Annotated in this window: 11 protein-coding genes and 1 rRNA gene; 5 read left to right on the top strand and 7 right to left on the bottom strand. The window is 54.8% G+C overall.

All coding sequences use genetic code 11. From position 1 onward, the window contains the following. The 3 genes from rrf to ACMWL8_RS18700 all read left to right on the top strand — a co-directional run bounded on the left by rrf (position 1) and on the right by ACMWL8_RS18700 (position 2155). Positions 1 to 116 (top strand): 5S ribosomal RNA (gene rrf / locus ACMWL8_RS18710). Between the two features lie 127 nt (positions 117 to 243). Next, positions 244 to 696 (top strand): DUF4385 domain-containing protein, encoded by a 453-nt coding sequence (locus tag ACMWL8_RS18705; protein WP_045260159.1) that lies wholly within the window; start codon positions 244 to 246, stop codon positions 694 to 696. Between the two features lie 151 nt (positions 697 to 847). Then, entirely contained in the window at positions 848 to 2155 is a 1308-nt protein-coding gene (locus ACMWL8_RS18700; protein ID WP_041908648.1) for an MFS transporter, read from the top strand. On the opposite strand, the gene ACMWL8_RS18695 is transcribed toward ACMWL8_RS18700, so the two are convergent. From ACMWL8_RS18695 to trxC, 5 genes are all read right to left on the bottom strand, one after another. Beyond that, positions 2152 to 2475: a YfiM family lipoprotein gene (locus ACMWL8_RS18695; protein WP_045260160.1), complete on the bottom strand. Its 324-nt coding sequence runs from the start codon at positions 2473 to 2475 to the stop codon at positions 2152 to 2154. The genes ACMWL8_RS18700 and ACMWL8_RS18695 overlap by 4 nt on opposite strands. Positions 2476 to 2520: 45 nt before the next feature. Beyond that, a complete protein-coding gene (gene pssA / locus ACMWL8_RS18690; RefSeq protein ID WP_045260161.1) occupies positions 2521 to 3876 on the bottom strand; it encodes a CDP-diacylglycerol--serine O-phosphatidyltransferase in 1356 nt (451 codons plus the stop codon). Positions 3877 to 3986: 110 nt separating this feature from the next. Beyond that, positions 3987 to 6650, bottom strand: a complete 2664-nt coding sequence (locus ACMWL8_RS18685; RefSeq protein WP_045260162.1) for a bifunctional acetate--CoA ligase family protein/GNAT family N-acetyltransferase — start codon at positions 6648 to 6650, stop codon at positions 3987 to 3989. A gap of 35 nt (positions 6651 to 6685) precedes the next feature. Next, positions 6686 to 7384 (bottom strand): tRNA-uridine aminocarboxypropyltransferase, encoded by a 699-nt coding sequence (gene tapT, locus ACMWL8_RS18680; protein ID WP_045260163.1) that lies wholly within the window; start codon positions 7382 to 7384, stop codon positions 6686 to 6688. A 69-nt stretch (positions 7385 to 7453) separates the two neighbouring features. Beyond that, positions 7454 to 7873 carry a thioredoxin TrxC gene (gene trxC / locus ACMWL8_RS18675; protein WP_028014108.1) on the bottom strand — a complete coding sequence of 140 codons (420 nt, stop codon included), beginning with the start codon at positions 7871 to 7873 and terminating at the stop codon, positions 7454 to 7456. A 204-nt stretch (positions 7874 to 8077) separates the two neighbouring features. Here trxC and ACMWL8_RS18670 point away from each other — a divergent pair, with 204 nt between their 5' ends. Next, positions 8078 to 9178, top strand: a complete 1101-nt coding sequence (locus tag ACMWL8_RS18670) for a tRNA/rRNA methyltransferase (protein WP_041908658.1) — start codon at positions 8078 to 8080, stop codon at positions 9176 to 9178. Positions 9179 to 9217: 39 nt separating this feature from the next. Here the strand turns inward: ACMWL8_RS18670 and ung are convergent, their stop codons facing one another. Continuing rightward, positions 9218 to 9907: a uracil-DNA glycosylase gene (gene ung, locus ACMWL8_RS18665; protein ID WP_023333064.1), complete on the bottom strand. Its 690-nt coding sequence runs from the start codon at positions 9905 to 9907 to the stop codon at positions 9218 to 9220. 314 nt (positions 9908 to 10221) lie between these two features. Between ung and grcA the strand changes: the two genes are divergently transcribed. Beyond that, positions 10222 to 10605, top strand: coding sequence for an autonomous glycyl radical cofactor GrcA (gene grcA / locus ACMWL8_RS18660; protein ID WP_006176733.1), 384 nt, complete (start codon positions 10222 to 10224; stop codon positions 10603 to 10605). 53 nt (positions 10606 to 10658) lie between these two features. On the opposite strand, the gene srmB is transcribed toward grcA, so the two are convergent. After that, on the bottom strand, positions 10659 to 11987 hold the full coding sequence (gene srmB, locus ACMWL8_RS18655) for an ATP-dependent RNA helicase SrmB (RefSeq protein ID WP_041908660.1): 1329 nt from the start codon (positions 11985 to 11987) through the stop codon (positions 10659 to 10661). Positions 11988 to 12003 lie beyond the last annotated feature (16 nt).

The following is a 12003-nucleotide window of genomic DNA, read 5'->3' as shown; positions in this document are numbered from 1 at the left end:
CCTGGCGGCTTTAGCGCGGTGGTCCCACCTGACCCCATGCCGAACTCAGAAGTGAAACGCCGTAGCGCCGATGGTAGTGTGGGGTCTCCCCATGTGAGAGTAGGGAACTGCCAGGCATCAATTAAGAAGAACCCCGTACCGAAAGGTGCGGGGTTTTTTGCTTTGTGCGCCGGAAAATACCGGGTGGCGGCACCGCCTGACCGTGCCTACAATTGTTAAAACGATTTTAACAATGGTGCCGCTTTGACACGTCCCTTTAATTACCAACAAGATTTTGCCAACATTAATTTCCGTGACCATGCAGAGCTGTATCAGGTGGGGCGGGGAGAGCAGGGTGTGCTCATGGTGGAACCTTACAAAAGCGAGATCCTTCCGCACTGGCGATACAAAGATGCTGAAGTTGCAGCGCGATCGGCAAAAGAAATTTACGCCCTGTTTGAAGAATATCGTCAGCAAAACGACTTTGTGGGTATGGATATGGCGCGTAAATTCATTCAGATGGGCTATACGCGCGCCAGGCGATACGCCAATCATAAAGGCGGTAAAAAGTACGATGAGAAGCGCCAGGTAAAACCGCTGGATTGCGATCCCGTAAAAGCCGAAGCCGCCGCGGTCTTCAAAAAGTGGTGGGATAAAATTCGTGCAGATGAAGATTATTTGCAGCGAAAAAAGGCGCATCAGCAGAAGTGGGGATAATTACTACGTCCGCTAATAATTCGATACCTGATCGAGTTCACAAAACGTAATGAAACATATTGGAAACATTTTATTTACCTAACGATTCGTTTTAAATCCGGTTTTACTGTTTGTGGGCAATGGCCCGCAATGTGAGACAGAGGATTTTAAAATGACAGAAACCGTAGCCAGTGCAGATACGGATAACACCAATTTGGCAGGTAAGGATACCCGTCGTCGGGTTTGGGCAATCGTTGGGGCCTCCTCGGGGAACCTCGTAGAGTGGTTTGATTTTTACGTCTATTCATTCTGTTCACTCTACTTTGCGCATATCTTTTTCCCGTCCGGGAATACCACCACTCAGCTTCTGCAAACCGCAGGCGTTTTTGCCGCCGGGTTCCTGATGCGCCCGATCGGTGGATGGCTGTTCGGCAGGATCGCAGACAGAAAAGGGCGCAAGACCTCCATGCTCATCTCCGTATGCATGATGTGCGTCGGCTCGCTGGTGATTGCCTGCCTGCCCGGATATGACACTATCGGAACATGGGCACCCGCGTTGCTGCTGCTGGCACGTCTGTTCCAGGGGCTGTCGGTCGGTGGGGAATACGGCACCAGTGCGACATACATGAGCGAAGTGGCGGTTGAAGGCCGAAAAGGTTTCTATGCATCATTCCAGTATGTGACCCTCATTGGCGGACAGCTGCTGGCATTACTGGTTGTGGTGATCCTGCAACAAATCCTTAGCGATGAAGATCTGCACGCCTGGGGCTGGCGCATCCCGTTTGCTATGGGCGCTGCCCTGGCGGTTGTCGCCCTGTGGCTACGCCGTCAGCTTGATGAAACCTCTCAACAGGAGGTCAGGGCGCTGAAAGAGGCGGGCTCGATGAAGGGGCTCTGGCGAAACCGCAAAGCATTTTTGATGGTGTTAGGTTTTACCGCCGCGGGCTCGCTAAGTTTCTATACCTTTACCACCTATATGCAAAAATATCTGGTTAACACCACGGGCATGCATGCAAACGTTGCGAGCGTCGTCATGACGGTGGCGTTACTCGTCTTTATGCTTATCCAGCCGATTGTCGGCGCGCTGTCGGACAAAATAGGTCGCCGCACCTCCATGCTGATCTTTGGCGGCATGCTCACCCTGGGTACCGTTCCGCTTTTGACTGCGCTACAGCAGACAACGTCGCCGTATGCCGCTTTCGCGCTGATCATGGTGGCACTCATTATTATCAGTTTTTACACGGCAATCAGCGGCATTTTGAAAGCGGAAATGTTTCCCGCACAGGTGAGGGCGCTGGGTGTTGGCCTCTCTTATGCGGTCGCGAATGCCCTGTTTGGCGGTTCGGCGGAGTATGTCGCGCTATCGCTTAAGTCGTGGGGCAGTGAAACGACCTTCTTCTGGTATGTCACCGTAATGGGAGCGCTGGCGTTTATTGTCTCGCTGATGCTGCATCGCAAAGGAAAAGGTATCCGCCTTTAATAATGTGCCATCTGCCAGACGGCGTAGCCGGTTGTTGCGCCGGCGACATCCCAGGCGAAATCTTTCCAGCTCCAGCCGCTCCCTGCGGGGCGGCTATCCCATAGTTCTTTTGATGCCCCAAGGCCCACTGAGAACATCAACCCTATCGCCGCGCTACGGTCCCGGCTGTATCCCTGATGCTGCGCGTACTCATTACCGGCTGCAGACAGCATAGCGGAAGCGAGGAAGTGTTGTGCTTTGTCCTGACCGGACCAGCTATCATTGGCCATATGACTGCAGCCAGTCAGAAAGAAAGCGCTCAGTAACAGAGGAATACGCATCAACGGGCTCCATAAAAAAGCCCTGCGGGTAACAGGGCCTGGACATTACAGAATTCGGCTGATAAGTCGGTCAATACGGATACGACGCAAGCGGCGAATCAGCTTGCGAACTTTCACCGGATAATCGGCAATGCTCTGCAGCTCGCGGTAATGATTAACCACCGTGGTGTGCGTGCGAATCAACTCCAGTTCACGCTCACGCTGTGCGGCTAACTCATGCTGCGGGTCATGGATCAGGATCGCGTTTTCCAGATCCAGTCTCCACGCGCGCGGGTTCAGGTTGTTACCGGTCAGCAGCATCCACTCATCGTCGACCCACATACCTTTCAGATGGTAACTGTTGTCTTCATCTTTCCACAGACGCACAACCAGCTGGTCAGTATTTACGTAATACTGTAAACGGCTCAGGAAGCGGCGCAGGTTAATTTCATAAAGATAAGGCAGCGCACCGATGATTTTGAACGGCTGATCTTCAGGTATGAAGAAGTCGTTCGCCGTTTTATCCCCGACGATAATTTCCACTTTTTTACCATCGCGCAGCAGCTGAATGATATTACGCACCAGTACGGCAGGAAGGTTAAAGTACGGCGTGCAGATGGTGAGCTTTTGCTCCGCGCACGGCATCAGATGGAAGATCGTTTTATTCAGCAGGCTTGATTTGCCAAGCCCAACCAGCGGGGTAACGGATAACTCTTCGTTGTTAGCGTCGCCCTGAAAATGGTAAACAGCATCGCGCAGCTCCTGGCGGAAGGCGCGAACATCGTTTTTGATTTCCGGGCTCTTAGGGCGCTCGGGATCGTCAAGGCGATTAACGCCACGGCCATGTACCAGGTTTTTATCAACCCAGTTAAACATGATATCGGCCATCTGAGGATTACGGATCAGATGGTAGCGGTCATAGCGATATTTATCGAGCTGATGAAGGTAGACATCATTGAGGCTTGCGCCGCTGTAAAGCACGCTGTCATCGATGATGAACCCTTTAAAATGAAGGACGCCGAGCGCTTCTCGGGTATTCACCGGGACGCCATAAACAGGTACATCGACGCCAGGATTTTCCTGTGCCGTGCGGCAATACCAGTCTGCATTGGTGTTTGAAGCAGCCGCGCCAATACGGCCACGCTGGGCGCGATGCCAGTCAACCAGCACGCGAACATCCAGTTCCGGACGCAGACGCTTGGCTTCATAGAGCGCGTTCAGGATCGCGCGCCCGCCTTCATCTTGTTCAAGATACAGGGCCACAATGCAAATGCGTCGCGTGGCACTGGCAATCTTTTCCAGAAGCGTCTCCCGAAAATGAGCGGGAGCGTAAAAGAACTCTACATCATCAACTGACTGAGAAATCTTCGGTAGTTGAGCAAGGTGTTGTTGATGTTTATTACGCTTAAATTTTGACAACATCACAGTGCGTTTCTTCTCTGTTCATTGAAGGGTTGTCTGTACCATGCAAACAACATAAGCGGACAATGATACCACCAGTCCCGTCCAAAGTGGGTAACATTTCCAGTAGCTTACTCGGGTTTGTCTGCCGGTGTCAGGCCAAGGGATAAGGCGACAATACCTTCGTCCAGCTGAATATCAACGTCAAATCCGAGTTTTCGCGCCAGGGTCACCATACCGCGATTGTTCGGCATAGTAATGCCATTCAGGCGTAACAATCCGTGATCTCGCGTATAACTGATGAGTTTTTCCAGCAGTCGTCTGCCCAGACCCAGGCCTTTAAGATCGGAGCGCACCAGCACAGCAAATTCCGCGTCAATGTTATCCGGGTCAGAAATTGCGCGCGTCACGCCGAGGATCTCATCGCCCCGATCGGAACGTCGAACGGCCACAAACGCCATCTCTCGATCGTAGTCGATCTGGGTCATATTGGCTAAATCATCGTGGGTAAATTCGTTGATTTCGCTAAAGTAGCGATAATAGAGATCTTCTTTCGTAACCTGAGAAATAAAGGCACGCAGCTGCGGTTCATCTTCCGGCAGAATAGGGCGGAACAGGGCGCGTTCCCCATTCTTCATCTCGACCCACTCCTCCAGCTGCAGAGGATACGGACGGATCGCCAGGCGGCTCTCTCTGTCCCCTTCAAATGGCGCGATATCCAGCGTTACATCCAGCGCCGTAAACTCAGTGCCGGAGGCGAGCAGCGGATGGATATCCAGCCGCTGAATCTCCGCACAATCTACGACCAGGTTAGACACCTGCACCAGGAACTGACTCAACCCGGCAATATCGAGCGGACGCAGGGCGCTGCGGCCACGGATCTTTTTGCTTTTAATCGCCTGAATGATCAGATAGCGCGCCAGATTCATGTTCAGCGGCGGTAGCGCCACCGCGGCCTGTTCCTCTGGACGCCACTCAACGCCGCCTTCCCCCAACATAATGAGCGGGCCGAAGACAGGATCGTGTTCAACCACCACCCGCAGTTCCTGGGCGCCCGCGCGGTGAGCCATGCTTTGCACCAGCAGTCCGTAGATCCGAGCCTGCGGCCAGGCCATTTTGACGCGATCGAAAATGGCATCGGCTGCCTGCTGCACCTCCGTTGCCGTACGCAGGTACAACATGACTCCCTGAACGTCAGACTTATGCGAGATATCGGGGGAACGAAGCTTAAGGGCGACCGGGTAGCCAATCTGTTCGGCTATATGTACGGCCTCAGCGCTGTCGCTGGCGATCCAGGTTGGCAGAGTTTGCATCCCGTAGCTGCCCAGTATGGGCTGCACTTCATGCGTATCAAGCGAGGTCGCGCCTTCTTCAATGGCCTGCTGTAACAGCCGATGAACGTCGACGGTGTTCGCCGTCAGGTTTCCGGGCAAGGCAGGTGTCTCACGCAGCTGTTTCTGGTTGCGGCGATATTCCACCATATGCATAAATGCCGTGATGGTGCCTTCCGGCGTGCGGTAGGTTGGCAGTCCGGCTTCACTGAACAAGCGTCGCGCCTCCTGAGAGGAAAACTCACCGCACCAGTTGGTCAGCAGGGTGACATATTTGCCGCGCGGATGATTTCGTACCGCCTCAATCAGCGCCCGCGCGCTTTCACTGCCCGGCGCGGCCGCGCTGGGGGAGTGGATAATCATCAGCGCATCGAAATCCTGGCTGTCCAGCAAAATGGAGATTGCCCTGATATAGCGATCGCTGCTGGCATCATCGCGCAAATCAAGCGGATTGCCGGGCGTCACGCTTGCCGGAAGCGCCTCTCTGAGGCGTTGCAGCGTCTCTTCACCCAGCGTGGCCAGCTTGCCGTTACGCAGCCAAAGCTCATCCAGCGCCAGCGCGGCAGGGGCCGCGCCATTGCTGACAATCATTAACTTCTCGCCGCGCAGCGGACGCATGTGGCTCAACGTCTCAACGGCGGAAAAAAGCTCGTGTGTATCCTGCACCCGCAGCAACCCCGCGCGCTGAATGGCAGCATCCCAGGCCGGATCCATACCGGAATGAGACTGCAGCAGACGCTGCGCCGCAGGGCTGCGACCGCTTTTGATAACGAGGATCGGTTTATTGCGCGATGCGCTACGCGAAGCGGAAACAAAACGACGGGCGTCGCTCAGGTGCTCAAGATAAAGGAGAATTGCGCTGGTTTTGCTGTCTCGCGCCAGGAAATCCAGCAGTTCGTCAACGTCAATATCCAGGCTGTCGCCCAGAGCAATGAAGTAGGAGAATCCCATTTCACGCTGCTGCGCCCAGTCAAGGATGGTGTTTGAGACCGCAGCCGACTGCGAGATAAACGCCAGCTTGCCTTTACGGATCGGCACCGGGGAGAAGCTGGCGTTCAGCCCCTGCCAGGGCGCGAGCAGACCCAGGCTGTTCGGCCCGAGAATGCGCATCTGATAGCGGCTGGCGCAGGCCAGCAGTTCGGGCTGCTGTTCAGGCGGAGACGAGAGAATAATGCAGGTTTTACACCCTTTCTTGCCGAGTGACTCCAGCAGTTCCGGATTGCGTTTGGCGTTTGTACACAGAACGGCGAGATCCGGTACGAAAGGCAGGCTCTCCACGTCCGGCCAGGCAAGTACGCCCTGAACGGCCTTATAAGACGGCGTGACGGGCATAACGGGACCGTTAAATCCTCCGGCTAGCAGGTTGCGCATCATCAGATAGCCTGCACGATCCGGTTTCATTGATGCGCCGATGACGGCAATGGATTTAGGACGGAGTAGCGCTTCTAACCCTCTCTGGCTCATGCAGGCCTCCTGTGAATGCAAGCGACCTGATGATTTTAAACGCTTTCTGTCTCCGTTGCTGTGATGCTGCCCTTATGAACGGTTTTTCCCGCCAGATAGCGCTCCCGGAAGCATGAGAAATGGTTGCCCAGGGCACCAGCTGCAGCGGTATCTCCTGCTAAATCCAGTAGCGCAATGGCTACTTCGGCAGTGCAGTATTGCCCGTCAGCATGCGCTTCGCGCAGGCGGTAGGCCGAGACGCGGGAAAGATCGACAGAAATAACCGGCAGAGCGTCGAGGTAAGGGCTTTTGCGAAACATTTTCCGCGCTTCGGTCCAGGTACCGTCCAGCATAATAAACAGCGGTGGTTTGCCTGATGGCGGCGCGGTAAGGACCTGACGCTGTTCTCCCGCATAAGATGCCGGGAAAACCACCATCGGCTGGTAGTCCGGGCTTGCCACCAGGTCGAGCAGAGCCTGAGGTGGCTCAGTGCGCGACCACTGAAACGCGGCGGTATCCGGCAGAATATCGGCAATAAGACGCCCCGTATTACTGGGCTTCATCGGCTCGGTATCGAACATGACCAGACAAAAGCGGCTCTCCGCAGTACTTGGGGCCAGCGTCTCGCACAGACACACCTTCAGCGGCAGCAGGCAGCGCTGACAGCGACGTATGCGATTGCCACGAGCAAGAAAGGGGCGAGTCGCGCGCGCAAGGCGTTCGGCGCGTAATTTAAGGACAGCGTTATCAGTCATGGGCGAAATGGAGGAAAAACCCTATTTTCGCAGAGGCGGGAACGGGGCACAAGGTGTGCCCCGGGAATGTTACAGCGATTCGTTTAACCAGCTATCAAAAGGTGCTTTTGGAACCGCACCGTTGAGCATATCGATCACTTCACCATTTTTGAAAATCATGATGGTCGGGATACTGCGAATACGAAAACGTGCGCTTAGCTCGCGTTCGGCCTCGGTATTAACCTTAACGAACCGCATTTTTCCGCTGCGCTCTTCGGCCACATCTTCGAAGATTGGCGCGAAGCTGCGGCACGGACCGCACCATGGCGCCCAGAAATCGACCACCACCGGGAGATCGTCCTTGAGGAGTTTGTCCAGCGTAGCACCCGTCGCGTTAATGACATCGCCATCAAACAATTCATGGCCACAACGTCCGCATTTCGCACCGTCATCCATCCGATCGTCCGGAATGCGGTTTAAAGCCTGACAGTTGGCACATACGGTATTCATAACTAACCTCTGATAGAGCCGTGGGACAGCGGCAGAACGCCGATAATGTTTCTGATATGTTACATATTATCAGTGAGCCTGTATGAAACGACAATGCGTTTTATTCAATGGGAACAATAGTCACAGGCTTTTGTACGAAATTATGGCTATGCGCTGGCACATCGGGTAATCTGCGCGCTTCGCGCAGCGCTGGTGGAGAAAAGCATGAACGACGAAATGAAAAACAAAAGCGGCAAGGTCAAAGTGATGTATGTCCGCAGTGATGATGACTCTGATAAACGCACCCAAAATCCGCGTACCGGAAAAGGTGGCGGGCGTCCAGCGTCCTCTCGTGCAGACGGTGGCCGTCGCCCCGCCCGCGATGACAGAAATAACCGCGGTGATGACCGCAAACGTGATGACCGCAAGCGTGACGATCGCAAGCGCGATGACCGTCCGCGTGATGACTTCTCACGTGATAACGCCTCTCCGTGGCGCACCGTTTCTCGCGCCCCTGGCGATGAGACGCCGGAAAAAGCCGATCACGGCGGTATCAGCGGTAAAAGCTTTATCGACCCGGAAGTGCTGCGTCGTCAGCGCGCGGAAGAGACCCGTGTATATGGCGAGAACGCCTGCCAGGCGCTGTTCCAGAGCCGTCCTGAGTGTATTGTCCGCGCCTGGTTTATCCAGAGCGTGACCCCGCGCTTTAAAGAAGCGCTGCGCTGGATGGCGGCGAACCGCAAAGCCTACCACGTGGTTGATGATGCTGAACTGACAAAAGCGTCCGGTACCGAGCACCACGGCGGCGTCTGCTTCCTGATTAAAAAACGTAACGGCACGACAGTTCAGCAGTGGGTCAGCCAGGCAGATGCCGATGACTGCGTGCTGGCGCTGGAAGACGTGGGCAACCCGCACAACCTGGGCGCAATGATGCGCAGCTGCGCGCATTTTGGCGTGAAGGGCGTGCTGCTGCAGGATGCCGCGCTGCTGGAATCCGGCGCCGCGATCCGTACTGCGGAAGGCGGAGCCGAGCACGTACAGCCGATCACCGGCGACAGCGTTCTGGATGCCCTCGAGCAGTTCCGTAAAGCGGGCTATTCCATCGTGACCACATCCAGCCATGCCGGTACGCCGCTGTTTAAAGCGACGCTGCCGCGCAAGATGGTGCTGGTGTTGGGTCAGGAACGCGATGGTCTGTCTGATGCGGCGCTCTCCAGTTCGGATCTGAGCGTCTCCATCGACGGGACGGGCAATGTGGAAAGTCTGAACGTATCCGTTGCGACCGGCGTGCTGCTGGCCGAGTGGTGGCGTCAGAATAAGGCATAAGCCTCTTATGTGCCGGGCCTGACCCGGCACATTCAAACCCTACTCGCTCTCTGCCGGTAACACAGGCATCCAGTCAATTGGCGTTTCGCCACGTTTTTCCAGCCATTCATTTGCCAGAACAAAATGATTACTGCCAAAGAAACCGCGATGGGCAGAAAGCGGTGACGGGTGCGGTGCCTTCAACACGTGATGACGCTGACGATCGATAATTGCCCCTTTCTTCTGCGCGTGAGAACCCCAGAGTAAAAACACGACCCCTTCACGATGCTCGTTGATAAGGCTGATAACTTTATCGGTAAAGGTTTCCCACCCTAGGCTGGCGTGCGAGTGCGCCTGGCCCGCCCGTACGGTGAGCACCGTGTTCAATAACAGCACGCCCTGGCGCGCCCAGCTTTCCAGATAACCGTGGTTGGGGCGGGTAAACCCGGGCACGGTTCCCTCAAGCTCTTTATACATGTTGAGCAGAGAAGGGGGGATCGCCACGCCTGGGCGTACGGAAAATGCCAGCCCGTGCGCCTGCCCAGGGCCGTGATAAGGATCCTGGCCCAGAATGACGACTTTCACATCGCTCAACTCGGTATAGCGAAACGCGTTGAATACATCTTTTTGCGGCGGATAAATCGTTTGCCCGGACTGACGCTCAGCGGCAACGGTACTGAGCGTATTGATAAAATAAGGCTGCTGCTTTTCTTCTGCCAGCACGTCATGCCAGGTTAAAGGTGTCGTCATGTCGCTCTCCTGCGAATCTCAATCTGTCACTAGCTTACCTGTTTAACGCTTGTGAGCAAAATTACGCGCTGAAATGCGTGCTAAGTCGTTAAATTTATTTTGAAATGATGCAGATTAAGTTGAGTTGATGGGGGTATGAAATTGATCTAAAGCAATAAATTCAAACCACACACTTTATGTGGTTGGTGTTTTTGTTGATTTAAATCAATAAATCGCCGTGGTGTGAATGATATATATACACACAAGAAACAATGGTTTTACCAATTGGCCGCGTAAGGCCAGCATCAGTTAATGTAGCCTAAGGGAGGCAACACATGATTACAGGTATCCAGATTACCAAAGCGGCAAATGACGATCTGCTCAACTCTTTCTGGCTGCTGGACAGCGAGAAAAATGAAGCGCGCTGTGTGGTTGCGAAAGCGGGTTTTGCTGAAGATGAAATCGTACCGGTGAATAAACTGGGCGAAATCGAATACCGTGAAATCCCAATGGAAGTGCAGCCGGAAGTGCGCGTTGAAGGGGGTCAGCACCTGAACGTTAACGTGCTGCGCCGCGAAACGCTGATGGATGCCGTTGAGCACCCGGAAAAATACCCACAGCTGACTATCCGCGTGTCTGGTTATGCGGTTCGCTTTAACTCACTGACTCCAGAACAGCAGCGCGACGTTATCGCCCGTACCTTTACTGAAAGCCTGTAAGGCTTCAGCCACGGGGGGGGAACAAAAAAGCCGGGGATTACCCCGGCTTTTTCTTACTCTTCAGTCTTCGTTTCCTGCGCGGCAGCGCTTGGCTTACGACGCTTACCAATGTTTTTGGTATCGCGGTGGCGCTGCTTCACGCGCGGCTTCTCTTTTTCTTTCTCTTTTCTCTCAGCACGTTTCGCGAGCGCTTTCTTGGACGGTTTACCCGTCATTTTTTCACTCGGCGCACGTGTGGTTGGGCGCAAGCCATCAATAACGCGCGCTTTCAGCGGCTCGTCAACATAGCGGCCAATTTTCTGCAGCAGCAGGTAGTCATGCGCTTCAACCAGTGAAATTGCAATCCCTTTGCGACCCGCGCGACCGGTACGGCCAATGCGGTGCAGGTAGGTATCTCCGCTGCGCGGCATATCGAAGTTAATGACGTGGCTCACGTCAGGGATGTCGATCCCGCGGGCGGCAACGTCTGTTGCGACCAGCACGTTAACGCGGCCATCGGTCAGGCGCTTAATGCCTTCGGTACGCTTGATCTGCGCCATCTCACCTTCAAGATAGCAGTTGTTGATCCCGGCGTTGCGCAGCATTTCAGCCAGCTCGTGCACGCGCTCGCGCTTACGCACAAACACGATAGTGCGGGTGGCGTCTTCCTGCTTCAGCAGGTGCTTGAGCAGCTCAACCTTATGCTCAAGGTTGTCCGCACGGTAATACCACTGGTGGATCTTTTTACGCTCTCGCGTAGATGGCGTCGCAGAGACTTCCACCGGATCTTCCAGCAGACGCTCTGCGAAGTCTTTAATCGCATCCCCTTCAAGGGTGGCAGAGAACAGCATCGTCTGGTTACGCCAGCGCGTTTCACCTGCAATATGCTCGATATCCTGCGCAAAGCCCATGTCCAGCATGCGGTCCGCTTCGTCGAGGATCAGCGTTTCTACCGCGCGGCAGTCGAAGTTTTCTTCTTTAATATACTGCAGCAGGCGGCCCGTCGTCGCGACGACGATGTCCTGGTTTTCGCTGAACACTTCGGCGTGGTTCATATACGCAACGCCGCCGGTGATGGTGGCGATATCCAGATGCGTATTCGCTGCGAGTTCACGCGCGTGATCGGCAACCTGCATGGCCAGCTCGCGCGTAGGCGTCAGGATCAAAATACGCGGCGGGCCAGATTTTTTACGTGGAAAGTCGAGCAGGTGCTGCAACACAGGCAGCAAATAGGCTGCTGTCTTCCCCGTGCCGGTTGGCGCAGAACCGAGCACATCGCGGCCCTCAAGCGCAGGCGGAATGGCCGCTGCCTGAATGGCGGTCGGGCGTGTAAAGCCTTTGCTCTCAAGAGCATTGAGCAGGCTTTCATCGAGTTCAAGTTCGGAAAAAGTCGTTACAGTCATGTTCTACCTCTGTGTG

Origin of the sequence: Enterobacter sp. 04-C-12-SI-ECC, from assembly GCF_047530715.1 — a bacterium.
GTDB classification, from domain to species: domain Bacteria; phylum Pseudomonadota; class Gammaproteobacteria; order Enterobacterales; family Enterobacteriaceae; genus Enterobacter; species Enterobacter bugandensis.
This window is presented reverse-complemented; position numbering and strand designations above follow the sequence as displayed.